At 73.2% G+C, this 26,024-nt stretch carries 23 protein-coding genes; 11 read left to right on the top strand and 12 right to left on the bottom strand.

Features of this window, described 5'->3' with window-relative positions:
- Window positions 1–195: 195 nt before the first annotated feature.
- From AB0302_RS05230 to AB0302_RS05240, 3 genes are all read right to left on the bottom strand, one after another.
- Window positions 196–1,617, bottom strand: coding sequence for a class II fumarate hydratase (locus AB0302_RS05230; RefSeq protein WP_248115435.1), 1,422 nt, complete (start codon window positions 1,615–1,617; stop codon window positions 196–198).
- A 122-nt stretch (window positions 1,618–1,739) separates the two neighbouring features.
- The gene (locus tag AB0302_RS05235) at window positions 1,740–2,363 is read right to left on the bottom strand and encodes a carbonic anhydrase (RefSeq protein ID WP_248115508.1); all 624 of its coding nucleotides are present in this window, start codon (window positions 2,361–2,363) and stop codon (window positions 1,740–1,742) included.
- A gap of 35 nt (window positions 2,364–2,398) precedes the next feature.
- Window positions 2,399–3,001 carry a DUF4245 domain-containing protein gene (locus tag AB0302_RS05240; protein WP_366370748.1) on the bottom strand — a complete coding sequence of 201 codons (603 nt, stop codon included), beginning with the start codon at window positions 2,999–3,001 and terminating at the stop codon, window positions 2,399–2,401.
- 93 nt (window positions 3,002–3,094) lie between these two features.
- On the opposite strand from AB0302_RS05240, the gene glpX reads away from it, so the two are divergent.
- Window positions 3,095–4,108 carry a class II fructose-bisphosphatase gene (gene glpX, locus AB0302_RS05245; RefSeq protein WP_248115437.1) on the top strand — a complete coding sequence of 338 codons (1,014 nt, stop codon included), beginning with the start codon at window positions 3,095–3,097 and terminating at the stop codon, window positions 4,106–4,108.
- Window positions 4,109–4,150: 42 nt separating this feature from the next.
- On the opposite strand, the gene manA is transcribed toward glpX, so the two are convergent.
- The 4 genes from manA to AB0302_RS05265 form a co-directional block, all read right to left on the bottom strand.
- A complete protein-coding gene (manA, locus tag AB0302_RS05250) occupies window positions 4,151–5,395 on the bottom strand; it encodes a mannose-6-phosphate isomerase, class I (protein ID WP_366370749.1) in 1,245 nt (414 codons plus the stop codon).
- A 38-nt stretch (window positions 5,396–5,433) separates the two neighbouring features.
- Complete coding sequence (locus tag AB0302_RS05255; protein WP_366370750.1) at window positions 5,434–7,086, bottom strand: LCP family protein; 1,653 nt, start codon at window positions 7,084–7,086, stop codon at window positions 5,434–5,436.
- Complete coding sequence (purE, locus tag AB0302_RS05260) at window positions 7,086–7,577, bottom strand: 5-(carboxyamino)imidazole ribonucleotide mutase (protein WP_248115509.1); 492 nt, start codon at window positions 7,575–7,577, stop codon at window positions 7,086–7,088. Before purE ends, AB0302_RS05255 begins: the two co-directional genes overlap by 1 nt.
- A gap of 74 nt (window positions 7,578–7,651) precedes the next feature.
- Entirely contained in the window at window positions 7,652–8,896 is a 1,245-nt protein-coding gene (locus AB0302_RS05265; protein ID WP_366370751.1) for a 5-(carboxyamino)imidazole ribonucleotide synthase, read from the bottom strand.
- A gap of 183 nt (window positions 8,897–9,079) precedes the next feature.
- On the opposite strand from AB0302_RS05265, the gene AB0302_RS05270 reads away from it, so the two are divergent.
- Window positions 9,080–9,646, top strand: coding sequence for a GtrA family protein (locus AB0302_RS05270; RefSeq protein WP_319075090.1), 567 nt, complete (start codon window positions 9,080–9,082; stop codon window positions 9,644–9,646).
- Here the strand turns inward: AB0302_RS05270 and AB0302_RS05275 are convergent.
- Complete coding sequence (locus AB0302_RS05275; protein ID WP_366370752.1) at window positions 9,630–10,331, bottom strand: TIGR03089 family protein; 702 nt, start codon at window positions 10,329–10,331, stop codon at window positions 9,630–9,632. The two genes, AB0302_RS05270 and AB0302_RS05275, sit on opposite strands and share 17 nt — an antisense overlap.
- A gap of 124 nt (window positions 10,332–10,455) precedes the next feature.
- On the opposite strand from AB0302_RS05275, the gene AB0302_RS05280 reads away from it, so the two are divergent.
- Window positions 10,456–10,986: a WhiB family transcriptional regulator gene (locus AB0302_RS05280; RefSeq protein WP_366370753.1), complete on the top strand. Its 531-nt coding sequence runs from the start codon at window positions 10,456–10,458 to the stop codon at window positions 10,984–10,986.
- Between the two features lie 30 nt (window positions 10,987–11,016).
- On the opposite strand, the gene AB0302_RS05285 is transcribed toward AB0302_RS05280, so the two are convergent.
- Entirely contained in the window at window positions 11,017–11,580 is a 564-nt protein-coding gene (locus tag AB0302_RS05285) for a hypothetical protein (protein WP_298714108.1), read from the bottom strand.
- Between the two features lie 75 nt (window positions 11,581–11,655).
- On the opposite strand from AB0302_RS05285, the gene AB0302_RS05290 reads away from it, so the two are divergent.
- The 3 genes from AB0302_RS05290 to AB0302_RS05300 all read left to right on the top strand — a co-directional run bounded on the left by AB0302_RS05290 (window position 11,656) and on the right by AB0302_RS05300 (window position 14,941).
- Window positions 11,656–12,009 carry a DUF3499 family protein gene (locus AB0302_RS05290; RefSeq protein ID WP_366370807.1) on the top strand — a complete coding sequence of 118 codons (354 nt, stop codon included), beginning with the start codon at window positions 11,656–11,658 and terminating at the stop codon, window positions 12,007–12,009.
- Window positions 12,010–12,110: 101 nt separating this feature from the next.
- Window positions 12,111–13,679 (top strand): adenosylhomocysteinase, encoded by a 1,569-nt coding sequence (ahcY, locus tag AB0302_RS05295; RefSeq protein ID WP_366370754.1) that lies wholly within the window; start codon window positions 12,111–12,113, stop codon window positions 13,677–13,679.
- Between the two features lie 59 nt (window positions 13,680–13,738).
- Complete coding sequence (locus tag AB0302_RS05300) at window positions 13,739–14,941, top strand: TIGR01906 family membrane protein (RefSeq protein ID WP_366370755.1); 1,203 nt, start codon at window positions 13,739–13,741, stop codon at window positions 14,939–14,941.
- An 84-nt stretch (window positions 14,942–15,025) separates the two neighbouring features.
- On the opposite strand, the gene AB0302_RS05305 is transcribed toward AB0302_RS05300, so the two are convergent.
- The 3 genes from AB0302_RS05305 to AB0302_RS05315 all read right to left on the bottom strand — a co-directional run bounded on the left by AB0302_RS05305 (window position 15,026) and on the right by AB0302_RS05315 (window position 19,770).
- Window positions 15,026–16,114 (bottom strand): alkene reductase, encoded by a 1,089-nt coding sequence (locus AB0302_RS05305; RefSeq protein WP_366370756.1) that lies wholly within the window; start codon window positions 16,112–16,114, stop codon window positions 15,026–15,028.
- Between the two features lie 105 nt (window positions 16,115–16,219).
- Window positions 16,220–18,055, bottom strand: a complete 1,836-nt coding sequence (locus tag AB0302_RS05310) for a long-chain fatty acid--CoA ligase (RefSeq protein WP_366370757.1) — start codon at window positions 18,053–18,055, stop codon at window positions 16,220–16,222.
- Between the two features lie 80 nt (window positions 18,056–18,135).
- On the bottom strand, window positions 18,136–19,770 hold the full coding sequence (locus AB0302_RS05315; RefSeq protein WP_366370759.1) for a phospholipid carrier-dependent glycosyltransferase: 1,635 nt from the start codon (window positions 19,768–19,770) through the stop codon (window positions 18,136–18,138).
- Window positions 19,771–19,898: 128 nt separating this feature from the next.
- On the opposite strand from AB0302_RS05315, the gene rsmI reads away from it, so the two are divergent.
- The 5 genes from rsmI (at window position 19,899) to AB0302_RS05340 (ending at window position 25,972) form a co-directional block, all read left to right on the top strand.
- Window positions 19,899–20,762 carry a 16S rRNA (cytidine(1402)-2'-O)-methyltransferase gene (gene rsmI / locus AB0302_RS05320; protein ID WP_366370760.1) on the top strand — a complete coding sequence of 288 codons (864 nt, stop codon included), beginning with the start codon at window positions 19,899–19,901 and terminating at the stop codon, window positions 20,760–20,762.
- A 119-nt stretch (window positions 20,763–20,881) separates the two neighbouring features.
- Window positions 20,882–22,405 carry an NAD-dependent succinate-semialdehyde dehydrogenase gene (locus AB0302_RS05325; protein WP_366370761.1) on the top strand — a complete coding sequence of 508 codons (1,524 nt, stop codon included), beginning with the start codon at window positions 20,882–20,884 and terminating at the stop codon, window positions 22,403–22,405.
- Window positions 22,406–22,509: 104 nt separating this feature from the next.
- Window positions 22,510–23,064, top strand: coding sequence for a glycosyltransferase (locus AB0302_RS05330; protein ID WP_366370762.1), 555 nt, complete (start codon window positions 22,510–22,512; stop codon window positions 23,062–23,064).
- A 51-nt stretch (window positions 23,065–23,115) separates the two neighbouring features.
- Window positions 23,116–24,132, top strand: a complete 1,017-nt coding sequence (locus AB0302_RS05335; protein ID WP_366370763.1) for a TatD family hydrolase — start codon at window positions 23,116–23,118, stop codon at window positions 24,130–24,132.
- A 19-nt stretch (window positions 24,133–24,151) separates the two neighbouring features.
- Window positions 24,152–25,972 (top strand): ABC transporter ATP-binding protein, encoded by a 1,821-nt coding sequence (locus tag AB0302_RS05340; protein WP_366370764.1) that lies wholly within the window; start codon window positions 24,152–24,154, stop codon window positions 25,970–25,972.
- Window positions 25,973–26,024: the final 52 nt, after the last annotated feature.

Below are 26,024 nucleotides of genomic sequence, written 5' to 3' on the forward strand. Positions count from 1 at the left end.
GTCCAGGGGGCGCGGCTCAGACTGGCGCCCGGGTCGTCGTGGTCGGTCACGGTGGGTCCTTGAGAGACTCTTCGGCGCGGCCACCACAGATTCCAGAGTCGCCGACACCCCGACGCACAGCGAAGGCCACTTCCCGCTGGGAGATGGCCTTCGTCGTCGTGGGTCAGGGCAGCGGCGCTCAGCCGCCCGGGAGGATCACTCCGGGTGCGTCATGGACATGGTGTCCAGGGCCTTGTCGAGCTGCTCCTCGGTGACCTCTCCGCGCTCCACGTAGCCGAGGTCCACCACGGCCTCGCGCACGGTCATCTTGTTCTTCACCGAGTGCTTGGCGATCGCGGCGGCGGCCTCGTAGCCGATCACCTTGTTCAGCGGGGTGACGATGGACGGGGAGGCGCCGGCCAGGAAGGTGCAGCGCTCCTCGTTGGCCTCGAGGCCGTCGATCATCTTGTCCGCCATCACGCGGGCGGTGTTGGCCAGCAGGCGGATGGACTCGAGCAGGTTGGCGGCCATCACGGGGATGCCCACGTTCAGCTCGAACGCGCCGTTGGTGGAGGAGAGGGCGATCGTGGTGTCGTTGCCGATCACCTGGGCGCACACCATGATGGCGGCCTCGCAGATCACGGGGTTGACCTTGCCCGGCATGATCGAGGAGCCCGGCTGCAGGTCCGGGATCGCGATCTCGCCGAGGCCGGTGTTGGGGCCGGAGCCCATCCAGCGCAGGTCGTTGTTGATCTTCATGATCGAGTAGGCGATGTTGCGCAGCTGGCCGGAGGCCTCGATCAGGCCGTCGCGGTTGGCCTGCGCCTCGAAGTGGTCGCGGGCCTCGGTGATCGGCAGGCCGGTCTCCTCGGCGAGCAGCTCGATCACGCGGGCGGAGAAGCCCTTCGGGGTGTTGATGCCGGTGCCGACGGCGGTGCCGCCGAGGGGCACCTCGGCCACGCGGGGCAGGGAGGCGTCGATGCGCTCGATGCCGTAGCGCACCTGGGCGGCGTAGCCGCCGAACTCCTGGCCCAGGGTCACCGGGGTCGCGTCCATGAGGTGGGTGCGGCCGGACTTCACGATGCCGGAGAACGCCTCGGCCTTCTTCTCCAGTGAGGCGGCCAGGTGGTCCAGGGCCGGCTTCAGGTCGTTGATCAGCGCGCCGGTCACGGCCACGTGCACGGAGGTGGGGAACACGTCGTTGGAGGACTGCGAGGCGTTCACGTGGTCGTTCGGGTGGACGGTCTCCTCGGAGCCGGCCGCCTGGAGCGACTGCGTGGCGAGGTTCGCGAGCACCTCGTTGGTGTTCATGTTCGAGGAGGTGCCGGAGCCGGTCTGGAACACGTCGATCGGGTACTGGTCGTCGTGCTCGCCGGCGATCACCTCGTCCGCGGCGGCCACGATCGCGTCCGCGCGCTCCTGGGAGATGATCCCGAGCTCGGCGTTCGCCTTCGCGGCGGCCTTCTTGATCTGGGCCAGCGCGTGGATGTGGGCGGGCTCGAGGGTCTTGCCGGAGATCGGGAAGTTCTCCACGGCGCGCTGCGTCTGGGCGCTGTAGAGCGCGTCGACCGGGACCTTCACCTCGCCCATGGTGTCGTGCTCGATGCGGAACTGCGGCTCACTGTTCTGTGCGGTCATGCCGCCATCCTAGTTCTCGGGCCCCACCGCGCACCGTCTTTCGCTTTCGCTCGGGAAACCGTCGTCTCGCCGTCACGACGGCGACGGGGAGACGACGATCTCCCGAACGGAAGTGCCGGGGCTCAGACCTCGAGGTCGCCGAGCACGCGGCCGGGCTGCGCGGTGCCCTCGGCCAGCGAGTAGGTCAGGCCGACGACGGCGGCGCGCCCGTCCCGGACGGCGCGGTACAGGGAGCGCGAGCTCTCCACGAGGCGGTCGCAGGTCTGGTCCACGTGCTCCGCGACCGTGCCGTCCACGTCCGTCACGCCGGCGCGCTGCGCGGCGAACACGGACGGGGTGATGCGCTCCACGAGCGAGCGGATGAAGCCGGCCGGCATCGTCCCGGTCTCGTAGGCCTCGACGGCGGCGGTCACCGCGCCGCACGAGTCGTGGCCGAGCACCACCACGAGCGGGATGTCCAGGACGTCCACGGCGTACTCGAGCGTGCCGAGCACGGCGTCGTCGATGACCTGGCCCGCCGTGCGGATGACGAACACGTCGCCGAGGCCCACGTCGAAGATGATCTCCGCGGCGAGGCGGGAGTCGGAGCAGCCGAAGATCGCCGCGATGGGCTCCTGCCCGGCGGTCAGGTGGGAGCGGCGCTCGGCGTCCTGGTTGGGATGGCCGGGGTCGCCCTCCACGAACCGGCGGTTGCCCTCCTGCAGGAGGCGCCAGGCCTCGGCCGGGGTGTGCGGGCGCCGGGCCATCGGGGCCGCGGCGGCGGTGGGCTTCTGGGGGGTGGTCATCGGATCTCCTTTGCGACGGCGCGGGCCAGGTCTTCCAGGACCTCGCGTCCGCCGGTGGTGGTCAGCACCACGGTGCTGCCGTCCACCTCGGCCACGAAGTGCTGCTCGGCGGACTCCTTGGGCTCCATGTGCTGCCACGTGATCCCGTCCACGTCCACGGACTCCTCGGCCGGGGCGGTGCCCACGCGGAGCGCGAGCCAGGTGGGGTCGGCGTCCGCGGTCTGCCGCAGCCCGGCGAACACGGTGTCCGTCACCACCCAGCCGACGTCCCACGTCTGCAGCCCGTCCATCGGCTGCAGTCGGGCGTAGTTGGCGTACCAGGGCTCCGGGACTTCGGGGGCCAGGGCCGGGAGCGCGTCGTCGTCGTGAGGGACCGTGGCGGCGGCCTCCGCCACGTCCACCCGGTCCCCGGGAGCGCGCGGCGCGGGGTTCGGGTTGAGCGCGACCACCACGAGCACGAGGGCGAGGGTGGCGAGCACCGAGAGCAGCATGCCGATCCACGGCTGGTTGGCCCGCTGCGCCTGCTTGGCGGTCAGGACGGGGCGGGGCGCCGGCGCGGCCGGTGCGGTCTCGGGTGCGGGGGAGCTCACCCGAGGCATTCTGCCACTCCCGCCGTAGGATGACGGGGAGGGCAGAGCCGCCCACACGCCAGTCCGCAGCGACGGCGCACCGCGAGAAGGATCGGAGACACGATGACGAACGCGTCCTCGGAGAAGACCGGCTACGAGAACCATGTCCCGGACCGCAACCTGGCGATGGAGCTGGTGCGCGTGACGGAGGCGGCCGCCATCGCCGCGAGCCCGTGGGTGGGCTACGGCGACAAGAACAAGGCCGACGGTGCCGCCGTCGACGCCATGCGCTCCTTCATGGACACCGTGGCGATGGACGGCACCGTGGTGATCGGCGAGGGCGAGAAGGACGAGGCCCCGATGCTGTTCAACGGGGAGAGGGTCGGCGACGGCGCCGGCGCCCCCGTGGACGTGGCCGTGGACCCGATCGACGGCACCCGCCTCACCGCGATGGGCTACAACAACGCCCTCTCCGTGTTCGCCGTGGCCGAGCGCGGCACCATGTTCGACCCCTCCGCCGTGTTCTACATGGACAAGCTCGTGGTGGGCCCCGAGGCCGCCGACTTCGTGGACATGCGCCTGCCCGTGAAGCAGAACGTGAACCTCGTGGCCAAGGCCCTCGGCAAGCCCGTCTCCCAGGTGACCGTGTGCGTGCTGGACCGCCCGCGCCACGAGGGCCTCGTGAAGGAGATCCGCGCGGCCGGCGCCCGCGTGAAGTTCATCCTCGACGGCGACGTGGCCGGCGCGATCGCCGCGGCCCGCCCGGACACCGGCGTGGACATGATGATGGGCATCGGCGGCACCCCGGAGGGCATCGTCACCGCGTGCGCCATCAAGGCCACCGGCGGCGTGATCCAGGGCCGCCTGGCCCCCGTGGACGAGGCCGAGCGCCAGAAGGCCCTCGACGCCGGCCTGGACCTGGACGCCGTGCTCACCACGGACGAGCTCGTCACCTCGGACCACTGCTACTTCGCCGCCACCGGCATCACCGACGGCGACCTGCTGCGCGGCGTGCGCTTCGTGAACGGCCGCGTGCAGACCCAGTCGATCGTGATGCGCTCGAAGTCCGGCACCGTCCGCACCGTGGACGCCGAGCACGACGTCAAGAAGTGGGCCAAGTGGCTCGAGGAGCGTTGAGCCGCTGACCCCCACCCCCTGTCTTTTCGCTAGCGAAAGTGCTCAGTGGCGGGGCAGGCCCGCCGCGTGGACGGTCGCCGGGGCGCCGTCCGCGCTCGCGACGACGAGCGGGCCGACCGCCGTCTCCGCGGCCGGCAGGAACACGGCCCCGCCCGGACCGAGCACGACCTCCTGCCCGGCGAGGGCGAGCCGGGCCCGCCCCCGGGTGACCACCGCGAGGCCCGGGCCGGAGAGCGTCAGCGCGCGGTCGCCGTCGTCGTCGAGGGTGGCCTGCAGCAGCTCGAACTCCTCGAACGGCGGCCGGTACGCCACCACGGAGTCCGCCACGCGCTCGGGCTCGGTGTAGGGCACGGGCAGCGCCTCGAACGCCACCACGCGCCGCAGCTCCGGGATGTCCACGTGCTTGACGGTCAGCCCCCCGCGCAGCACGTTGTCCGACGCCGCCATGACCTCCACGCCCAGCCCGTGCAGGTAGGCGTGCACGTTGCCGGCCGGCAGGTGCACCGCCTGGCCGGGGGCCAGGTCCACGCGGTTGAGCAGCACGGCCACGAGCACGCCCGGGTCGTCGGGGTGGTGCCGGGCCAGCTCCACGGCCGTGGCCAGCGCCGGATCCTGCAGGATCAGCTGCTCCGCGCCCTGCAGCGCCTCCACGGCCTGGGCCACGGCGCCGGGGGCGGACCACGCGGACTCGCCGTCGAGCAGCGCGCAGAACGTCCCCTCCAGATCGCCCGTGGCGAGCGCCTGGCTCATGCGGGCGGCGCCGACGGCGGCCACGGACGTCTGCCCGTCCGCGTACTCGGTGAGGGTCTGGGCGAGCCGCTCGAAGCTCAGGGAGGACTCCTCGGTGGGGCGGAAGCCGCACAGGGCGGAGAACTCCGTGAGGGCCACGAGCATCTCGGGCTTGTGGTTGTCGTCCTTGTAGTTGCGGTGCGGCGCGTCGCGCGGCACGTCCGCGGCCTCCTCGGCGGCGAACCCGGCGCGGGCCTGCTCGAGCGTGGGGTGGGCCTGGATGGAGAGCGGCTGCCCCGCCGCGAGCAGCTTCACGAGGTACGGCAGCCGCCCGCCGGGGGCCGCGGCTCCCAGCATGGCCTCGGGGTCCGCGGCCACGAGCTCGTCGAGGCCCACGCGCCGCCCGTCTCCCATCGGAACGCCGCACGGGGCGCCGGGGTGGGCGCCGAGCCACAGCTCCGCCTCCGGCTCACCGGTGGGCTCGCGGCCCTGCAGACCGGCCAGCAGGGTGGTGGAGCCCCACGCGTAGTCACGGATGATCGGCTCGAGGACATGCATGCCCTCCAGCTTAGGCGAGGGGCCTCGGGGCAGGCGGCTCAGGCCGGCGCGCACAGTCCGTTGGTCGAGGACACCAGGTTCAGCACGTCCTCCTGCCCGGCGTCCTCGGCCCGCATGAGGTCCTCGGCGGTGTAGGGCTGGCCGTCGGGCCGGGTGGGGGCCGCGGGCCAGGTCCTCGGGTCGTCCTTGTCCACGCCGTCCTCCTCCGCGGCGGCCTGGGACAGCACGGCGAGCAGCGGCAGCGGGCTCACGCCCGCCTCGCCCGTCCTGCCCGCCTCGCCCGTCCTGCCCGACGACGACGCGTTCTCCGACGACGCGTCCGAGGAGGAGCCCGTCCCGGCGAGCGCCTCGCCCACGCGGCGGTGGACCTCGTCGTAGTCGGGGTAGGTGGTGAAGTGGTCCTCGGCGGTGCCGAAGTCCGGGGGGCCGATGGTCAGGCGCTCCATCTCCTGGCCGCGGGAGCGCTCGGCCAGGTCCACGAACGTGCCGAGCTGGCTCTGCGGCAGGTTGGTGGTGACCACCTGCTGGCCCGCCTTCAGGATCTCCTCGAAGCGGGTGAGCACGGTGGCCGGGGTGAACTGCTGCAGCATGGCGGCCTGCATGCACTGCTGGCGGCGGATGCGGGCGTAGTCCGAGGACCAGTGCCGCGAGCGCGCGAAGGCGAGGGCGTCTTCGCCGTTGAAGTGATGCTCACCCGGGGCCCACCACACGTTGCCCCACTCGCCGTCCGGGCGCTGTCCGCGGTGGGTGACGTACCCGCCGGAGACCACGTCCACGCCGCCCATGGCGTCGATCAGCTGGGCGAAGCCGCCCATGTCCATGAGCGCGTACCCGGTGATCTCCAGCCCGAGGATGCCGCCGGCGGCGTCCATCATGGCCTCCGCTCCGGGGTCGGCGGCCCCCGGGTAGAGGTCGGCGTGCTTCTTGGTGACGTCCATGTAGAGGGCGTTGAGGATGCAGTCGTCGCCGCAGGAGAAGCCGTCCGGGTACGCCTGCCACAGCGGCGAGTCCTGCGTGAAGGGCGCGTTCTGCAGGTTCCGGGGCAGGGAGAGCATCACCATCCGGCCGGTGCGCGCGTCCACGGAGGCCACGTGCATGGAGTCGGGCCGCAGCCCGGTGCGTCCCTCGCCGGCGTCGCCGCCCATCACGAGGATGTTGTAGCGGCCGTCGGCCTGGGCCACCGCCGGCCCGTCCCCGAACACCTGGCCGAGCGTGCTCCGGCCCGCGTTCATGGCCCAGCCGCCGTAGAGCAGCCCGCCGGTGGTGAGGAGCAGGGCGAGGATCGTGGACGCGGCGGTGAGGTTGCGCGCCCCGGGGGCGAGGAGGTTCACGCGGATCAGGCGGAAGGTGTCCACCCACAGCACGCCCCAGCCCACGGCCAGCGCGGCCAGCAGTGCGGAGAGCGCCAGCAGCACGCTGTCCTGGGCCAGGAGGTTCAGCAGGACGCCGCGGGCCGTCAGCCACAGCAAGAGCCCCACGATCAGCACCGCCCACACGGCCATGGTCACGCGCAGCGCGAGGCGGCCGAGCCGGCGGCTGCCCGCCACCACCTGCGCGCCGCCGGGCACGAGGGCGGTGAGCGCCAGCAGGATGGCCCCGCGGCGGGTGCGCTCGGTGGGCGTGGCGGCGCGGGGGTCGCGGACGGGGTCCCGCACGGGATCCAGGCGGTCGGCGGCGGCGATGCTGCCCATCAGCGCTCGGCGGCCATCCGGTCTCGCAGGCGGGAGCCCTTGGCCTGGGCCTGGGCGTTGAGGCCGGCGGCGTGCGCCACCAGGGCGTCCCGCAGGCGGGCGGCCTCCGCGCCCTCGCCTGCGGCGAGGATGCGGGCGGCCAGCAGGCCGGCGTTCGCGGCGCCGTCCACGGAGACGGTGGCCACGGGCACGCCGGAGGGCATCTGCACGATCGAGAGCAGCGAGTCCATCCCGTCCAGGCTCTTGAGCTTCACGGGCACGCCGATCACGGGCAGCGGGGTGACGGCGGCCAGCATGCCGGGCAGGTGCGCGGCGCCGCCGGCGCCGGCCACGATCACGCGGATGCCGCGCTCGTGGGCGCGCGCCCCGAACTCGACCATCTCGTGGGGCATGCGGTGCGCGGAGACCACGCCCACCTCGACGGGCACGCCCAGCTCGCGCAGGGCCTCGGCGGCCGCGCTCATCACGGGCCAGTCGGAGTCCGAGCCCATCACGACGGCGACGACGGGCGCCTCGTCCTGCAGCGGCTGGGTCAGGGGCGCGTCGGCCTGGGTCTCGGGTGCGCTCACGGGCGGGCCTCCAGGGTGTCGGACGCGGTGGCGTCGGGGGTGGTCGGGCGGGTGGACGACGACGGCGCCGCCTCCGCGCCGTCGCGCAGGATCGCCGCGGCGGACTCAGCCTCGGCGACGACGTCGGCGAGGGCCTCACCGGGCGCGGCGACCACGTTCACGTGGCCCACCTTGCGGCCCGGCGAGACGTCCTTGCCGTAGGTGTGGACCTTGGCCGCGGGGTGGGCCGCCATGGCCTCGGCAAAGCCGGCGTAGAGGTCCTCGCGCGCGCCGCCCAGGATGTTCTTCATCACCACGGTGCCGCGCGGGGCGGTCTCGCCCAGCGGCAGGCCGAGCACGGCGCGCACGTGCTGCTCGAACTGCCCGGTGACGGCGCCGTCCATGGACCAGTGCCCCGAGTTGTGGGGGCGCATCGCGAGCTCGTTCACCTGGAAGCCCGGGCCCACGCCGGGGGTCTCGAACAGCTCGACGGCCAGCATGCCGGTCACGCCGAGCTCCTCGGCGATCCGCGCGGCGGCGGCGCTCGCGGCCGCGGCCACGGCGGGGTCGAGGTCCGGCGCGGGGGCGATCACCAGGTCGCACACGCCGGCGGTCTGCACGGACTCCACCACGGGGTAGGCGGCGACCTCGCCGGAGGGCGTGCGCGCCACCTGGACGGAGAGCTCGCGGGCGAAGGGCACGAGGGCCTCGGCCAGCAGGGGCGTGATGTCGGCCGCGAGCCACGTGCCCAGCGTGCCGTCCGCCGCGGACGCGCGGGCGTCGTCGGCGTCGTCCAGCGTGAGGACGCCCTTGCCGTCGTAGCCGCCGCGGGGGGTCTTCAGGATCATGGGCCAGCCGTGCTCGTCGCCGAACGCCACCACGTCCTCGAGCGTGTCCGCCGCGGCCCACGCGGGGTTGGGCAGGCCCAGCCGCTCGACCGCCTCGCGCATCAGCAGCTTGTCCTGCGCGTACTGGAGCGCGTCCGGGCCGGGGTGCACGGCGACGTCGAGGGACTCCAGCGCGCGCAGGTGCTCGGTGGGCACGTGCTCGTGGTCGAAGGTGAGGACGTCCACGGTGGAGGCGAACGCGCGCAGCGTGGCCAGGTCCGTGTGGTCGCCCACCTCATGCGGGGCCACCTGGGCCGCAGAGGAGTCCTCCGCCTCCGCGAGGACGCGGAAGGGCACGCCCAGCTCCGCGGCCGGGGCCGCCATCATGCGCGCCAACTGGCCGCCGCCGATCACTCCGAGTCGAGGGAAAGTCACCTCGCCAGGGTAGTCCGGCGGTCTGGGAAGTCCGTCACTGATCTCTGTGAACCCGCCCACGCGCCCCGCCCGCCGCGCGTCGTCGCCCACACCCGGGGCTACAGTGTTCCCAGCCGTCCGGGGGGTCCGCTCTGCGCTCCCCCCTCTCGTCCCTTCCCCCATCCGAACGAGGTGCCCCCGCCCATGAACGATCTCTGGCAGCGCTTCACGGGGCTCGTCTCGATGCTCTGGCGCGAAGTCGCCAAGTTCGGCACCGTGGGCGCGCTGGCCTTCGTGATCGACTCCGCCGTGTTCTGGTGGCTCATGACCGGCCCCATGGAGGGCTCCAACGTCAAGGCGAAGATCTGGGCCGGCGTGGTGGCCACCCTCTTCAGCTGGGTGGCCAACCGCTACTGGACCTTCCGCCACAAGCGCCAGGCCAACGTGGTCCGCGAGCTCGTCATGTTCCTCGTGATGAACGCGATCGGCCTGGGCATCCAGGCCGGCTGCGTGTTCATCGCGCAGTACCTCATGGGCGTCACCGACCCCACGGGCCTGTTCATCGCCGGCAACGTGATCGGCCTCTTCTTCGGCACGACGTTCCGGTACTTCGCCTACCGCTTCTGGGTGTTCAAGGACGAGCTGGACGCCGAGCCGGGCTACGAGGGGGACATCGCCCTCCTCACGGGCCAGCTGCCCGTGCTCCACCACCACGACCGGCACCCGGGCGAGCCCATGCCCCAGGACGACGCCGTCACCCCCGAACGCTGACCGCCCGACCCGCGTCCCACGCCTCCAGGGCGTGACGCACGGCGGCGAGGCTGAGGCGCGCCCGCCCCGCCCCCGTCGTGGCATCCCCCTTCTCCTCGACCTTCTCCCCGACGCCGTCGGCCCCCGCCGGCAGCATCCCCGGCGTCACGTGGTCCACGGGGCCGGGGAGCGCGTCCGGCTGCGCGCGGATCTCCGCCGCCACGTCCACGACGCCGGGCTCCAGGTCCGCGTCCCCGCCGAACTCGGGCTCGAGCCCGCGCGGCAGCGCGACGGCGAGCACCGCCGTCGCCGGGTCCGTCCAGTCCTGCGGCCGGTCGGTGAGCACCGCGGCGGGCGCGGGGGAGGGACCCGGGCCGGCGCCGCCGTCGTCGGGAGCCCCCGCCGAGAGCTCGGCGCCCGCACACAGCGCGCCGAGCGCGAGGGCGTGGGAGAGCCAGTGCTCGGGCAGGTCCACGTGCACGGCGTCACCGGGGGCGATGCCCTCGTCCGCCAGCAGGCCGGCCGCCTTCGCCGCCCAGTTCACCGTGACCGCGCCGGAGAGCTCGATGCGCTGGTCCACGGCGCCGTGCTCGTCCGCCGCGGGGGCGCCGGCCGGGGAGGGCTCCTGCACGATCGCGGGGCGCGGGGAGGAGGCGAGGCGGGCCACGAGCGGGCCGCCGGAACGGGGCGTGGAGAGGGAGACCATGGGGCCAGTGTGGCACCCTTCCCGCGGGGCGGATCGGCCTCGGCGGCTGCGAATCACACCCGTGTAACTCCCCGTGTAGGGTGTGCTCTGAACCACGCACGCAACGCCCCGGGAGGCCGTCATCATGGAGAGCACGCAGCGCGCCGAGGACGCATTCGCGGGGGAGTCGCGTCAGGCCGCCGCTCGCGCCCGCGCCGTGCCGAGCGACTGGTTCCTGGACCCCGCGGATCCGGCCGCCGGCTGGGCGCAGGAGGAGGGCCTGGAGGCGCAGGCCTCGGCCTTCCTCGCCGCCCACGACGTCGACGACGCCCCGCGTGCCACCGTCACCGCCCTCTTCCCGCAGCAGGTGCCGCAGTGGCCCGCGCCCGCTGTGGCCCCGGCCGTCGGATCCCCGTGGGAGGCGCTGCCCGGCGTCGTGACGGAGCCCGTGGAGGGCGACCTCGCGTGGCAGGTGGACGCGCTGTGCGCGCAGACGGACCCCGAGGCGTTCTTCCCGGAGAAGGGCGGCTCCACGCGCGAGGCCAAGAAGGTGTGCGCCGCGTGCGACGTGCGCCGCCAGTGCCTGGACTACGCCATGGCGAACGACGAGCGCTTCGGGATCTGGGGTGGGCTCTCCGAGCGGGAGCGCCGCCGCCTGCGCCGTGAGCGCGGCTGAGTCCCAGGGCCACCCGGCCCGCACTGCGGGCTAGGCCCGGCCCCAGCTCGGGTCCAGCACCTGAGGGTCCACGCCGAGGGCCTGCGCACACCGGCTCAGCGCCACGCCGTAGACCGCGCCGTCCAGGTCCCCCGGGTCCGCCGACTCCATGAGGGGACGCTCGAACAGGGTGAGCAGCACGCCGTCCGGGCCCTCGCGCTCCGCCCGCGCGAACAGCGACTCCTCGTCCTGCTCCGCGCCCGCGTGGAGCAGCCGCAGCCGTTCCTCCAGGCGGTCCGGGATGCGCTCGACGCGCACGGTCACGCGGGCCAGGCCCGGCGCCTCGAGGTCGCCCAGGCGCTCCACCGCCTTCTCGACGGCCGTCAGCAGCGCCTCGCTGCGGCCGCGCTCCGAGCGGGCGCCGAAGGGGCGCGGGTGTCGGAGTCCGCGGGCGTGGCGGTCGCGCAGGCCGGAGCGACGGCGCCGTCGTCGCCTGCCGGCCCCCGGGGAGCCGTCGTCCGCTCCGCTGCCCGCGCCCGTCCCGTCGCGCGGCGCGTCACCCGTTCCGCCGCCCGGCACGGGCGCGAGGGGGTCGAGGGGGTCCGGCGCGGTCATGCGGACACTGTAGGACACGAGGCCCGGGGCGGGCCCGGCGCCCGGGGCCGAGTAGGCTGGGTCGCCGTGGGAGCCATGCGACGCTGCAGCAAGACCGGATGCCAGGGGGACGCCCTGGCCACGCTGACGTACAACTACGCGGACTCCACGGTGGTGATCGGCCCGCTCTCGCGCCGCGCCGAGCCCCACACCTACGACCTCTGCGGCGAGCACGCCCGCCGCACCACCGCCCCCCGCGGGTGGGAGGTGCTGCGCCTCGCGCTGCCCGAGCGCTACGAGCCGGTCCCGCCGCAGGGCGCCGCCGGCGTCGTGCCCCCGGCCGAGGCGCCGCCCGCGCCGTCCGCCTCCGCCGCTCCGCCCGCGCCCGCCGCGCGCCCGGGCCTGCGCCTCGTCCGCGACGAGGGGCCCGAGAATCCGGTGCACTCCTGACACCTTCTGGCCGCCCCCGGGGGAGCTGACCGGTGACGGAGCCGCCGACGACTCTGTGGGCACCCGGCCCGCGGGGGCGCCCACGTCGGTAGGCTGACCGCATGACTGAGACCCCCGCCAGCCCCGCCGTGCCCCGCACCCCCGACGTCGACCCGGCCTACGCCAACCGCGCCACCGTCCCCGGCGCCACGTTCGACTTCACGGTCCGCGACCTGGGCCTGGCCGAGGCCGGCCGCCACCAGATCCGCCTCGCCGAGCACGAGATGCCGGGCCTGATGTCCCTGCGCGAGGAGTATGCCGAGTCCCAGCCGCTCGCCGGCGCGCGCATCGCCGGTTCGCTGCACATGACCGTGCAGACCGCCGTGCTGATCGAGACCCTCACCGCGCTCGGCGCCGAGGTCCGCTGGGCCTCCTGCAACATCTTCTCCACGCAGGACGAGGCCGCGGCCGCCGTCGTGGTGGGCTCCGGCACCCCCGAGGAGCCCGCGGGCGTGCCCGTGTTCGCGTGGAAGAACGAGTCCCTGACGCAATACTGGTGGACCGCCTCCCAGATCCTCACGTGGCCCGGCGCCGCCGAGGACCCGGAGAAGGGCCCCAACATGATCCTGGACGACGGCGGCGACGCCACCCTGCTCGTGCACAAGGGCGTGGAGTTCGAGGCCGCCGGCGCCGTGCCCTCCGCCACCGAGGACGACCCGGAGGAGTACCGCATCGTCCTCGAGACCCTGCGCCGCTCCCTCGAGGAGGACCCCCAGCAGTGGACCCGCACCGCGGAGACCCTGCGCGGCGTCTCCGAGGAGACCACCACGGGCGTGCTGCGCCTCTACCAGCTGGCGCAGGAGGGCACGCTCCTCTTCCCGGCCATCAACGTGAACGACTCGGTCACGAAGTCCAAGTTCGACAACAAGTACGGCATCCGCCACTCGCTGCCGGACGGCATCATGCGCGCCACGGACGTGCTGATCGGCGGCAAGGTGGCCGTGGTGTGCGGCTACGGCGACGTCGGCAAGGGCGCCGCGGAGGCGCTGCGCGGCCAGGGGGCCCGCGTGATCGTCACGGAGATCGACCCGATCTGCGCGCTCCAGGCCGCGATGGACGGCTACCAGGTGGCCACCCTCGACGACGTCGTGGGCCTCGGCGACATCTTCGTCACCACCACGGGTGGCAAGGACATCATCATGGCCGAGGACATGCTGCGCATGAAGGACAAGGCCATCGTGGGCAACGTCGGCCACTTCGACAATGAGATCGACATGGCCGGCCTGGGCCGCGTGCCGGGCGTGGTGAAGACCGAGATCAAGCCGCAGGTCCACGAGTGGACGTTCGAGGCCGGCACGGACGCCGAGCGCTCGATCATCGTCCTCTCCGAGGGCCGCCTGCTGAACCTCGGCAACGCCACCGGCCACCCGTCCTTCGTGATGTCCGCGTCCTTCACCAACCAGGTGATGGCGCAGATCGAGCTGTTCGGCGGCTCCACCGGCACCGGCGCCCTCACCGGTCAGCACTACGAGAAGCAGGTCTACACCCTGCCGAAGATCCTCGACGAGAAGGTGGCGCGCCTGCACCTGGACGCCCTCGGCGTCGGGCTCTCGGAGCTGACCAAGTCCCAGGCCGAGTACCTCGGCGTGGACGTGGCCGGCCCGTACAAGTCCGACCACTACCGCTACTGACCCCCTCGCGCCGCGGAGCCTCCGGGGTGCCCACCGCAGGACCGATCAAGGAGACACCCATGAGTTCATTCCCGGCGGGCCGCGGGCGCGAGGAGCGCTCCGGGTCCGGCAGTGCCGACTCCGAAGAGTTCGAGTCCGGCCTGGACTACGGCGCCTTCGCGGAGGATGAGCCGCAGACCGACCGCACCCAGGCGCTGCCGCGCACGGGCGCGGACGGAGGCCACCAGCACACCACCGCCCTGGACCCGGACGAGCTGACCCGCCTGCGCGGCGCCGACGCCCCATCCGGGGCAGCGGGGTCCTCGGCGGCGGCCCCGGCCGAGGACATCGTGGCCTCGCGGCCGGTGGCCAGCACCACGCCCCTGCACGTCGAGGAGCCGGCGCGCCGCACCGCGCCCATGGAGGCCGTGGCCCCCGCCGCGGCCGCCCAGGCGTGGCCGGGCGCTGCGGGCGCGCCGGCGGCGGGCGGCCGCCCGGCGGGCGCCGTGGCCGAGGGGCCGAGCCCCGAGGAGCGGGCGCGGCTGCCCAAGGGCGGCCCGCGCGTCGCGCAGACGCTGCTGGCCATCCTGGCGCCGCTCTGGCTGCTGCTGACCGCCGTGAAGCTCGTGGCGAGCCCGGCGTTCCTGTGGCTCGAGTACCACCGGCCCGGCTTCCCGGCGGACCGCTTCGGCTTCACCATGGACGACCGCATGCACTACGGATCCGCGGGCCTGGACTACCTGGGCAACCTGGCGGGCACGCGCTACCTCTCGAGCCTGACGCACGAGGGGGCGCCGCTGTTCACGGAGCCGGAGATCGCCCACATGGCGGACGTGAAGACCGTGATGCTGTGGGCCACTGTGGCCCTCGTGGCCCTGACCGTGCTGTGCATCCTGCTGATCGTGCACCTGCTGCGGAACAACCCGGGCGGGGTGCGCCGCGCCCTCTTCGCGGCGGCCGCCTGGTTCCTCGTGGCCCTCATCGTGCTGGCCGTCCTGGCCGTCATCGGCTGGTCCTCGTTCTTCGCGGGCTTCCACTCGCTGTTCTTCGCGGACGGCACCTGGACGTTCTCCGTGCAGGACGCGCTGATCCGCCTGTACCCGAGCCAGTTCTGGATCGACGCCGCCGTCGCGGTGGGCCTCATCAGCCTGCTGACCGCCCTGCTCACGCTCGTCTTCACCTGGCCGACGCGCCGCCGTCGCGAGCGCACCGCGGACCAGCGCAGTGCCTTCGAGTCCACGCGTCTGCGCTGGGCCCGCGAGGAGGACGCGCAGCTGCGGTGACGGGCCGCTGAGGCCCCGCACGAACGCGCCCGGCCCCCCTGTGATGGGAGGCGGGGCGCGGTGCGTCCGGCGGGTGTGCGGGTCTCAGGAGGACGGGGACCCGTCCACGAACGGGTAGTCCGTGTAGCCGTGCGCCCCGCCCGTGTAGAACGTCGTCGGGTCCGGCTCGTTGAGGGGCAGCCCCTCGCGCCAGCGGCGCGCCAGGTCCGGGTTGGCGATCAGCTCGCGGCCCACGGCCACCGCGTCGGCCAGGCCGTCCTCCACGATCCGGCGGGCCTCCTCCAGGCCCGTGACCGCGCCGAAGCCGTTGTTGAGCACCAGGGGCCCGGAGAAGGACTCGCGCAGGTGCGCCGCGAGGTCACCGGCCACGTCCTGGTGGAGGACGGAGAGGTAGGCCAGGTCCAGGTCGGCGAGGCCGGCCAGGAGCGCCTCGTAGGTGGCCAGGACGTCCGCCCGGTCCTCCTCGAGGGTGCCCTGCACGTTGTGCTCGGGGGAGATGCGCAGGGCGGTGCGCTCGGCGCCGATGGCCTGGGCGACGGCGCGCACCACCTCCACGGTGAGGCGCGCCCGGTTCTCCGGGGAGCCGCCGTAGGCGTCCTCGCGGGTGTTGCTGGAGGGCGCCAGGAACTCGTGGAGCAGGTACCCGTTGGCGCCGTGGACCTCCACGCCGTCGAGCCCGGCCTCGACGGCCCGGCGGGCGGCGTCGGCGAATTCGGCCACCACGCGGGGCAGCTCGTCCGTGTCCAGGGCGCGGGGCACCGGCCCCTCCATCTTGCCGCTGAACCCGCGCACCGGCACCCCGGGGGCGATGGCGCTGGGGGCCTCCGGCTCCGCGCCGCGCAGCAGGTCCGGATGGCACATGCGCCCGCCGTGCATGACCTGGACGAACACGTGTCCGCCGGCCTCGTGGACGGCCTGCGCCACGGCACGCCACCCCTCGGTCTGGGCGTCGTCGGCGAGGCCGGTCTGGCCGGGGAACGCCCGGCTGCGGAAGGAGGGGAAGGCGCCCTCGGTGACGAGCAGTCCGGCAGTGGCGCGCTGGGCGTAGTGCTCGGCGTGCAGCTCGGTGGGGACGCCGTCCTCGCCCGCCCTCTGGCGGGTCAGGGGGGCCATGACGATGCGGTTGTCCAGGCGCAGGGCGCCGACGTCCAGGGGGTCGAACAGGGAGGGCACGGTGGTTCCGATCGCTCGGGGAGATGGTCCTCCGCGCCAACCGGCCGCCGCCGGAGGTTATTCCGGAGGCAGGGCATTCCGGCGGCGGGGGTGCGGCGCCCTCCCTCAGCGGCGGTAGAGCGCCTCGATGTCCGCGGCGTAGTCGGCCATCACCTGGGAGCGCTTGAGCTTCTGGGACTGCGTCATGTGGCCGGAGGCCTCGGTCAGCTCGTGGTCCAGGATGAGGAAGCGGCGGATGGACTCGGCGCGGGAGACGCCCGCGTTGACGGCGTCCACCTGCTCCTGGATCGCCGCCAGGACGGCGGGGTGCGTCGCGGCCTCCTCCATGGTGAGGTCGAGCTCGCGGTCCATGCTCCAGCGCTTGAGCTCGTCCGGGTCCAGCGTCAGGAGGGCGCCGACGAAGGGGCGGTCGTCGCCGACCACCACGACGTGCCCCACGAGCCGGTGCTCGCGTAGCTTCTCCTCCATGGGCGCCGGATACATGTTCTTTCCGCCCGCGGTGACGATGATGTCCTTCTTGCGGCCGGTGATCCGCAGGAAGCCGTGCTCGTCGAGGGAGCCGAGGTCGCCGGTGCGGAAGAACCCGTCCTCCATGACCGCCGCGCTGGCCTCGGGCTGCTCGTGGTAGCCGTCGAACACCACCGGGCCGGAGAGCAGGATCTCCCCGTCCTCGGCGATGCGCACGGTCACGCCGGGCACGGGGAGGCCCACGGTGCCCACGCGCATGGCGGCGGGGATGTTCACGGTGGCGGGCGCCGTCGTCTCGGTGAGGCCGTAGCCCTCCACGATCGGCACGCCGACGCCGCGGAAGAAGTGCACCAGCTCGGGGAATAGGGCGGAGGCGCCCGAGACGCAGGAGGCGACCTCGCCGCCCAGCGCCTGACGGATCTTGCGGTAGACCAGGCGGTCGAAGAGGGCGTGGCGGGCGCGCAGCGCGCGGGAGGGGCCGGGGCCGCCGTCGTACGCGCGAGCCTCCTCGGCCTCGGAGAACGCGATGGCCGTCTGCTTCGCGGCGGCGTAGATCCGTCCGGTCCCGGCGCGCTCGGCATTGGCCGCGACGCCGGCCTCGAGCTTCTCGAACACGCGCGGCACGGCGAGCAGCCAGGTCGGGCGGTAGGAGGGCAGGTCCTGCATGAGCGTGGCGGGGGAGGGGGCGTGCGCCACCTGGATCCGCGCGTAGAGGCAGATGACCTGCACGGCGTGGGCCAGCACGTGCGCGAGCGGCAGGAACATCAGGGTTCGGGAGTGGAGGCCCGGCCCCCACTGGACGACGTCGCGCGCGAAGTGCAGCACGTTGATCGCGGCCGCCGCGAAGTTCCCATGGGTGATGATCGCGCCCTTGGGCGAGCCCGTGGTGCCGGAGGTGTAGACGATCGAGGCGGGGTCGGCGAGGGACGGGCGCGCGCGGGCGGCCTCGAGGTCCTCGGGGGCGACGGCGGCGCCGTCCTCCTCGAGGGCGGCCAGGCCCGCCTCGGTCAGGGGGAACAGGTCCAGCTCGACGTCGGCCGACGTCGCCGCGGCGCGGGCGAGGTCGCCGAGCGTGTCATCGGCGTGGGCCAGGACGCGGGTCCCGGAGTCGGCGAGGATGTGGCGGACCTGGCTCTCGGAGGAGGTCTCGTAGATCGGCACGGAGACCGCGCCGGCGAACCACACCGCCTGGTCGAGGACAGCCCACTCGTAGCTCGTGGGGGCGAAGATCGCGACCCGGTCGCCGGGGGCCACGCCGCGGGCGATCAGTCCCCGCGCGACGGCCCGGACGCGGTCCAGGAAGGCGCCGAAGCGGACGTCCGTCCAGCCGCCGGCGCCGTTGCGCAGGGCGTAGACGGGCGCCGTCGGGTCCTCGGAGCACGAGGTGAGGATGAGGTCGGTGAGGTTGCTCTCCGCGGGAGGCATCGCCACGAGCTCGGTGGCGGACTCGGTGAGCGGGCTGGAAGTGGTCACCCCCCGAGGGTAGCCATACCGGTGGTCGCCGTCAGTTCCATGTACCCACGTCAGGGCAGGCTATGTCAGGCCGGGGTCGCTCAGATCCAGCTGCTGAACCACATACGCCAGCGCCACTGCGGGTAGGGGATGGTCTCGCCGATCCACACGGGCAGGAAGAACAGGGACACGGCGACGGCGAGCGCCACGTACGCGGCGACGATCGCCCCGCCCCAGCGCGGGCCGGGCCGATGGCCGGGGCGCAGCAACAGGGAGAGGACGAGCACGATCATCAGGATGAGGAAGGGCTCGTAGGCGATCGAGTAGAAGAAGAACATGGTGCGCTCGGGCCACAGGAACCACACGATCTGCCCGGCCACGTAGGCGCCCAGGAGGGCGCCGGCACGCCAATCGCGGTACCGGACGAGCACGGCCAGGCAGACGAGCACGGCCGCCAGGCCGGTCCACCACACGAACGGGTTGGCGATGTCCGTGATGGCCGCCGCGCAGTCCGCGGCGGCGCTCGCGGGACAGCCGTCCTCCCCGGGCTTGCCGCCCTCGTAGTAGTAGCTGACGGGGCGCCCCATGAAGGGCCATGTGTACGGGCTGGCGCCGTAGTCGTGGGGGCTCGTCAGGCTCTCGTGGAACGCCGTGGACTCGAGGTGGTAGTGCACCAGCGAGCGCAGCGGTCCGGGCACCAGCGCCGACGGCCCCTGCGCCGGGTTCTCCTCCGCCCAGTGCCGGTGGTAGCCGCCGTCGGTCACGAACCAGCCGGTCCACGAGGCCAGGTACGTCAGCGCGCCGCCGCCCACGACGGCCGCGAACGCCAGGAATCCGTCCCGGCGCACGGCCGCGCTGATCCACCGGCGGATGCCTGCGGTCCGGCGGGCCTCCATGTCCCACAGCACCGTGAGCAGGCCGAACACGGCCATGAAGGCCAGCCCGGAGAGCTTCACGGCGCAGCCCGCGCCCAGCAGCAGCCCGGCCAGCAGGCGCCAGGGCCGCCAGCCCAGCCACGGGCCGGTGGCGAGGGGGTCGGGGTGGCCGCGCCCGACGTCGCGGGCGATGCGCGCGGCCAGCTGCCGCCGCCCGTGCACGCGGTCCGCCAGGAGTGCCGCGAAGGCGGCGATCACGAAGAAGGAGAGGAACATGTCCAGCAGGCCGATGCGGGACATCACGATGTGGTGGCCCTCCGTGGCCAGCAGCAGGCCGGCCACCGCGCCGAGGGAGACGGAGCGGAACAGGTGCTGGGCGATCAGCGTGGTGATCAGCACGGAGAGCGTGCCCGCCACCGCCGCGCTGAACCGCCATCCCACGCCGTTGTCCGCGCCGAAAGCCAGCATGCCCAGGCCGATCAGCCACTTGCCCAGCGGCGGGTGGACCACGTAGGCGGGGTCGGGGAGCGGCTCGGCCTCGCCGCGGGCGAAGGCGTCGTTCACGTCCTCCTCCCAGCGGCGCTCGTAGCCGGACTCCAGGAGGGAGTAGGCGTCCTTGGGGTAGTAGGTCTCGTCGAAGATCAGCTGGTCCGGGAAGCCCAGGTTGGTGAAGCGGACGACGGCGGCCAGCGCCGTGACCAGCAGCGGCACGATCCAGTGCCAGCGGGTCAGCGCCGCGTCGGGGACGCCCAGGCGCTCGCGGAGGGCGGGCGCGGAGAACGGCGCGCGACGGGCGGCATGCGCCCCCCGAGGGACGGCAGGGCCGGACGACGGGCGCGAGGCGAGGGCGGAGGCGGGCACGCGCCCATGCTACGGGGGCGGTGCGGCGGGGCGGGGGCCGCCGAGGAGGCGTGAAGGACGGCGACGCAGAGAGCGGCCCCCGCGTAGTCTCGAACGCGTCCCCGTCCCCTCCCCTCAGGAGCCCCATCGTGACTCACGGCCGTGTCATCTTGGCCGCCACGCCCATCGGCAATCTCGGGGACGCCTCCGCGCGGCTGCGGGAGCTGCTCGCCGAGGCGGACGTGATCGCCGCCGAGGACACGCGCACCGCGCGGCACCTCTGCCAGGCGCTCGGGGTGAGCGCCACGGGCCGCTTCCTGGCCCACCACGAGCACAACGAGGAGGCCTCCGCCCGGGGGCTGCTGGAGCAGGTGCGTGCCGGCGCCACCGTGGCCGTGGTGTCGGATGCCGGCATGCCGACGGTCTCCGACCCCGGCTACCGGCTCGTGGCCGCCGCCGTGGCCGAGGGCCTCGACGTCACGTGCGCCCCCGGCCCGAGCGCCGTGACCACGGCGCTGGCGCTGTCCGGCATGCCGACCGACCGGTTCGCCTTCGACGGCTTCCTGCCGCGCAAGGACGGCGACCGCCGCCGCCGCTTCGAGGAGATCCGCACCGACCCGCGCACGGTGGTGTACTTCGAGTCCCCCCAGCGCCTCACGGATGCACTCGCGGTGCTCGCCGAGACGCTCGGCGCGCAGCGTCCCGTGTGCGTCGCCCGCGAGCTCACCAAGCTCCACGAGGAGGTCGTCCGCGGCACCGCCGAGGAGGTCCTCGCGTGGGCGCGAGAGCGGGCCGCGGGGGAGGGGATTCGCGGGGAGATCGTGATCGTCGTGGGACCCGCGGCGCCCACGGAGGGCGCCGGTGGCGCCACCGAGGCGGACGCCGTCGCCGAGGTGGGGGTGCTGGTGGATTCCGGCACCCGGCTGAAGGAGGCGGTGGCCGCCGTCGCGAGCGCGCACGGGCTGCGCAGCCGGGATCTCTACCAGGCGGTGTTGGCGGCGCGCGCTGGCTAGGATCCCAGGTGGGCGCCGCGTGCCGCGCGCGTCGGAATAGGACGGGTCACCAGGCGGTTGACCTGCGCGTGTGCGGGATGCCTTTCGGCCCCCGCGACCGAGTTGAAAGAGGTGCACCCATGACCGTGACCCCCGAGCAGGAGAAGACCCTCCTGGAGTCCGTCCCCACCGGCCTGCTGATCGACGGCGAGTGGCGTGACGCCTCCTCCGGCAAGACCTTCGACGTGAAGGATCCGGCCACCGGCAAGGTCATCGCGAGCCTGCAGGACGCGAACTCCGACGACGCCATGGCCGCCTTCGACGCCGCGTGCGCCGCGCAGGCCGACTGGGCCCGCACCCCGGCCCGCGAGCGCGCGGACATCCTCCGCCGCGCCTACGACATGATCAACGAGCGCGCCGAGGACTTCGCGCTGCTCATGACCCTCGAGATGGGCAAGCCGCTGGCCGAGGCCCGCGGTGAGGTCGTCTACGGCAACGGGTTCCTCCGCTGGTTCTCCGAGGAGGCCGTCCGCCACTACGGGCGCACCCTCACCATGCCGGAGGGCACCCTGAAGATGCAGGTGCACCACAAGCCGGTCGGCCCGTGCCTGCTCATCACCCCCTGGAACTTCCCGCTGGCCATGGCCACGCGCAAGGTCGGCCCCGCCGTCGCCGCCGGCTGCACCATGGTGCTCAAGGCCGCCAAGCTGACCCCGCTCACCACCCAGCTCTTCGCCCAGGTGATGATGGAGGCCGGCCTGCCCAAGGGCGTCCTCAACGTGGTCTCCGGCTCCTCCGCTTCGGCCATCTCCGGCCCGATCATGCAGGACCCGCGCCTGCGCAAGGTGTCCTTCACCGGCTCCACCCCGGTGGGCGTGCGCCTCATGAAGGACGCCGCGGACAACGTGCTGCGCACCTCCATGGAGCTCGGCGGCAACGCCCCGCTCATCGTCTTCGAGGACGCGGACGTCGACGCCGCCGTCGAGGGCGCCTTCGCAGCCAAGATGCGCAACATGGGCGAGGCCTGCACCGCGGCCAACCGCTTCCTCGTGCACGAGGACCTCGCCGAGGAGTTCACGCAGAAGTTCGTCGCCAAGCTGGAGGCCCTCAAGCCCCTGCGCGGCACCGATCCGGAGTCCACTCTCGGCCCGATCATCTCCGAGGACGCCCGCGAGGACATCCACGCGCTCGTCAGCGAGGCCGTCGAGGCCGGTGCCGAGGTGCTCACCGGCGGGCAGAAGATCGAGGGCGACGGCTACTTCTACGCGCCCACCGCGCTGAAGGTCCAGGAGGGCAACCCGATCCTGAAGCAGGAGATCTTCGGCCCCGTGGCCCCGATCGTCACCTTCTCCACGGAGCAGGAGGCCATCGAGATGGCCAACGACACCGAGTACGGCCTGGCCTCCTACCTGTTCACCCGCGACTACACCCGCATGTACCGCGTGGCCGAACAGATCGAGTTCGGCCTCATGGGCTACAACGTGGGCGTCATCTCCAACCCGGCGGCCCCGTTCGGCGGCATGAAGCAGTCCGGCCTCGGCCGCGAGGGCGGCGCCGAGGGCATCGAGGAGTACACCACGGTGCAGTACATCGGCATCGCCGACCCCTACGCGGACGCGCCGGCCCCGGCCGCTCCGCAGGACGGCGCGGTCAACGCCGACTGACCTCTCGCCGAGCGGATGACGCGGCCCGCCGCCCCCGGAATGCACGGGGCGGCGGGCCGCCGTGCCGTTCACGGTCGCCGGGCTATCCTCCAAGGGTCGAAGCCGTGAAGAACCTCGCCCGCCGTGCCGCGCTCGCCGCGGCGGTGCCGGCCGTGACTGCCCTCGACGCCTGGCGCTGCCGGGGCCGGGACACCGCCGACCTCGCCTCCGACGTCACCGTCTGCGTCAAGACGTTCGAGCGACCGGCCGTCATGGCCCGCTTCGTGCGCAGCACCCGGCGGATCTTCTCCGGGCGGATCGTGGTGGCCGACGACTCCCGCCGTCCGTTCGCCACCGAGGACCCGGGTGTGACCGTGATCGGGCTGCCGTTCAACTCGGGAGTCGCCGTGGGGCGCAACGCCGCCCTGGCCGCGGTGGACACGGAGTTCACGCTCGTGACGGACGACGACATCGTCTTCACCCGGGCCACGGGGTGGGATCAGGCCCTGCAGTACCTGCAGGAGCACCCGCGTACCACTCCCGTACCCCGTGGAACCGCTTCTTCACGGAGCATCGGAACGACGTCGAGGGAGACTTCTCACTGCTGCGCCGCAAGTGGAGCGAACGCGCCGCGGCGGGGGCCCCGGTGCGTCCGCGGCCGGCGCCGGTCGGCTCGTTGACGTCCGACCTCTGAGCCGTGCCGTCACGGCCGTGAACCTACAGTGGTGGGCATGACCGACCCGCATGCCACTCGATCGACTGCCCCGCCCTCCGACAACGCGGATCACGAGGCCGGCGTTCCGGTGGCCTATCGGCCGCCCTCGATCTCGGACTCCGTGGCAGCGGACGACGCAGGGGCCGGACCCCGCCGCGACGCGCGGGAGGAGAAGTCGGGACGCCGGCGCCGTCTCGAGTACCCGCCCGCCCCGGAGCCGTTGCCGGTGGCCGTGGTGGACAACCACACGCATCTGGACTTCCGGGACGGCCTGGTCCGCGTGGACGTGCATCAGGCCATGGATGCCGCGGAGGCCGTCGGTGTGGTCGGTGCGGTGCAGGTGGGGTGCGACGTCGAGTCGGCCCGCTTCACGGTGGAGGCGATCGAGGCCGAGCCGCGGCTGCTGGGTGCCGTGGCCATCCACCCGAACGACGCCGCCCGGCACGCCGAGCGCGGCGACCTGGACGCGGCGCTCGCGGTGATCGAAGAGCTGGCCCGGCACCCCCGGGTGCGCGCGGTGGGGGAGACGGGACTCGACTACTTCCGCACGCAGGACGACGCGGGCCAGGCCGCTCAGCACGAGGCCTTCCGCTGGCACATCCGCCTGGCGCGCGCCCTCGGCAAGGCGCTGCAGATCCACGACCGGGACGCGCACGACGACGTCGTCCGGATCCTGCTCGAGGAGGAGGCCGACGGCGGCCTGCCGCCCCACGTCGTGTTCCACTGCTTCTCCGGGGGACCCGAACTGGCGCGGACGTGCATCGAGCACGGGTGGCACATGAGCTTCGCCGGGCCCGTCACGTTCAAGGCCAACGACGCGCTGCGCGATGCGCTGCGCCTCGCCCCGCCGGAGCTGTTGCTGGTGGAGACCGACGCTCCCTTCCTCACCCCGCACCCGCACCGCGGCCGACCCAACGCGCCCTACCTGATCCCACTGACCCTGCGGGGCATGGCGGAAACGCGGGGCGAGGACGTGGCCGACCTGGGACGGGCCGTGATGGTCAACACCACTCGGGTCTACGGCGAGTGCTGATCCAGATACTCCGCCTACGATGGACCGCGTGCTGACCCGATTCCTGAAGAGGCGACTCCCGGACGGGACGCAATACCTGGTGGACCGGGGCATGCGCATCCGCCTGGTGTTCGTCGTCCTGGGCTCCATCGTCGTCGCGCTCCTGGAGATGGCGGCTCTCGCGTCGGTCCTCCCGCTCGTGAACCTCCTGACCTCCGGGAAGACCGGCGTCCCCGTCCTCGAGGGCCTGCTGGCGAGCTGGGGCGCGACCACGGTGGGCAGGCAGGCCCTCGCGTTTTCCGGGATCATCGTGGTGGCGTTCCTCCTCAAGGCCGTGCTCGTCCTGGCCTTCCGCTGGTGGACCATGGGGTTCACCAACCGGAACCTGATCGAAACCTCGTCCAAGCTCCTCCGGTACTACCTGCGCGCCGACTACGGCCTGCATCTGACCCGCACGGTGGGCACGCTGGTGAACAATGTCACCGGTACATCCACCATGGCGTACACCGGGGTGATCAACGGCGCCGTCACCCTGCTGACCGAGGCGGTCACCCTCGTGGCCGTTGCGGTGGTGCTGGGCGTGTCCATGCCGCTGACGGCGCTGGGAATGGCGGTCTACTTCCTGCTGATCACCTTCGTGCTCAAGCAGTTCATCCGCCGCCCGGCCAGCAGGCTCGGCTGGACGCTGGTGACCACGGGCGAGGCCGCGAACACCGCCGCGCTGCAGGGCCTGGAGAACTACAAGGACGTGAAGATCCGGGGCAACGACTCGGCCTTCATGAACCAGTACCGCAACGCCCGCACCGCGGGCGCGGCCGCCACCCGGCTCAAGATGATCCTCACGATGATGCCCCGGTACGTGCTCGAGGTGGCCTTCGTGGCCGCCATCGCCGGACTGGTGGCCTTCGCGTTCCTCTCCGGGCGAGGCGAGGAGGCCTTCGGCTCCCTCGCGCTCCTCGCCATGGCGGGCTTCCGCGTGCTCCCCTCGATGGCGGCCATCATGGCCACGAGCAACGAGATCCGGACGTCCTGGCCGGCCTTCGAGCGCACAGTGTCGGAACTCAAGGACGCCCAGCCCGTGCTCGCCTCGGCAGACCGCGCGTACGAGCACATCGACTTCACGCGCTCCTTGGAGGTACGGGACGCGAGTTTCACCTACCCCGGCAAGGACGAGCCGGTCCTGAAGGACATCGACCTCACCATCCCGTTCGGCTCCTCCTACGCCTTCGTGGGCGGCAGCGGCGCCGGCAAGACCACTCTCATCGACCTGCTGATCGGCTTCCACCACGCGCAGGCCGGCGGCGTGTACGTGGACGGGCAGAAGCTCGATGCGAACCCGCGCGGCTGGTGGGACAACGTGGGGTTCGTCCCGCAGTCCGTCACCGTGGTCAACGGCACCGTGCTGCACAACGTCCTGCTGGACACCGAGGCCGCCGAGACCGTGGACCGCTCCGAGGTGGAGCGCGTCCTCCGCGACGCCCAGCTCGGCGAGTGGCTGGACGCCTTGCCCGACGGCCTGGACACCGTCATCGGCGAGGGCGCCGTCGGCGTCTCCGGCGGCCAGCGCCAGCGCCTCGGCATCGCCCGCGCGCTGTACCGGCGCCCGCGGCTCCTCGTGCTGGACGAGGCGACGTCGGCGCTCGACAACCTCACGGAGCGCCGCGTGACGGACGTGATCCAGGCTCTCAGCGGGAGGATCACCGTGCTGGTGGTGGCCCACCGGCTCTCCACCGTGAAGCACTGCGATCAGATCGTCCTCATGGACCAGGGCCGCATCGCCGGCCAGGGGACCTTCCAGGGACTCCAGGAGACCAGCCCGGAGTTCCGCGAGCTCGTCGAGCTCGGCGACCTGTCCACGTGAGCCGGAGGCGCCCGCCCCTCTCGCGTCCCGCTCCGCCGATAGACTCCCACGC

The organism is Micrococcus sp. NPDC078436, assembly GCF_040702705.1.
GTDB lineage: Bacteria > Actinomycetota > Actinomycetes > Actinomycetales > Micrococcaceae > Micrococcus.

What these genes read in the sequence shown, in the direction of transcription:
- AB0302_RS05285 (WP_298714108.1), bottom strand. Translation starts at nt 11,580, where the DNA reads ATGACCGCGCCGGACCCCCTCGACCCCCTCGCGCCCGTGCCGGGCGGC.
- AB0302_RS05340 (WP_366370764.1), top strand. Translation starts at nt 24,152, where the DNA reads ATGGACCGCGTGCTGACCCGATTCCTGAAGAGGCGACTCCCGGACGGG.
- glpX (WP_248115437.1), top strand. Translation starts at nt 3,095, where the DNA reads ATGACGAACGCGTCCTCGGAGAAGACCGGCTACGAGAACCATGTCCCG.
- purE (WP_248115509.1), bottom strand. Translation starts at nt 7,577, where the DNA reads ATGGGCTCGGACTCCGACTGGCCCGTGATGAGCGCGGCCGCCGAGGCC.
- AB0302_RS05290 (WP_366370807.1), top strand. Translation starts at nt 11,656, where the DNA reads ATGCGACGCTGCAGCAAGACCGGATGCCAGGGGGACGCCCTGGCCACG.
- AB0302_RS05235 (WP_248115508.1), bottom strand. Translation starts at nt 2,363, where the DNA reads ATGGCCCGGCGCCCGCACACCCCGGCCGAGGCCTGGCGCCTCCTGCAG.
- AB0302_RS05230 (WP_248115435.1), bottom strand. Translation starts at nt 1,617, where the DNA reads ATGACCGCACAGAACAGTGAGCCGCAGTTCCGCATCGAGCACGACACC.
- manA (WP_366370749.1), bottom strand. Translation starts at nt 5,395, where the DNA reads ATGCATGTCCTCGAGCCGATCATCCGTGACTACGCGTGGGGCTCCACC.
- AB0302_RS05300 (WP_366370755.1), top strand. Translation starts at nt 13,739, where the DNA reads ATGAGTTCATTCCCGGCGGGCCGCGGGCGCGAGGAGCGCTCCGGGTCC.
- ahcY (WP_366370754.1), top strand. Translation starts at nt 12,111, where the DNA reads ATGACTGAGACCCCCGCCAGCCCCGCCGTGCCCCGCACCCCCGACGTC.
- AB0302_RS05270 (WP_319075090.1), top strand. Translation starts at nt 9,080, where the DNA reads ATGAACGATCTCTGGCAGCGCTTCACGGGGCTCGTCTCGATGCTCTGG.
- AB0302_RS05325 (WP_366370761.1), top strand. Translation starts at nt 20,882, where the DNA reads ATGACCGTGACCCCCGAGCAGGAGAAGACCCTCCTGGAGTCCGTCCCC.
- AB0302_RS05280 (WP_366370753.1), top strand. Translation starts at nt 10,456, where the DNA reads ATGGAGAGCACGCAGCGCGCCGAGGACGCATTCGCGGGGGAGTCGCGT.
- AB0302_RS05275 (WP_366370752.1), bottom strand. Translation starts at nt 10,331, where the DNA reads ATGGTCTCCCTCTCCACGCCCCGTTCCGGCGGCCCGCTCGTGGCCCGC.
- AB0302_RS05240 (WP_366370748.1), bottom strand. Translation starts at nt 3,001, where the DNA reads ATGCCTCGGGTGAGCTCCCCCGCACCCGAGACCGCACCGGCCGCGCCG.
- AB0302_RS05255 (WP_366370750.1), bottom strand. Translation starts at nt 7,086, where the DNA reads ATGGGCAGCATCGCCGCCGCCGACCGCCTGGATCCCGTGCGGGACCCC.
- AB0302_RS05335 (WP_366370763.1), top strand. Translation starts at nt 23,116, where the DNA reads ATGACCGACCCGCATGCCACTCGATCGACTGCCCCGCCCTCCGACAAC.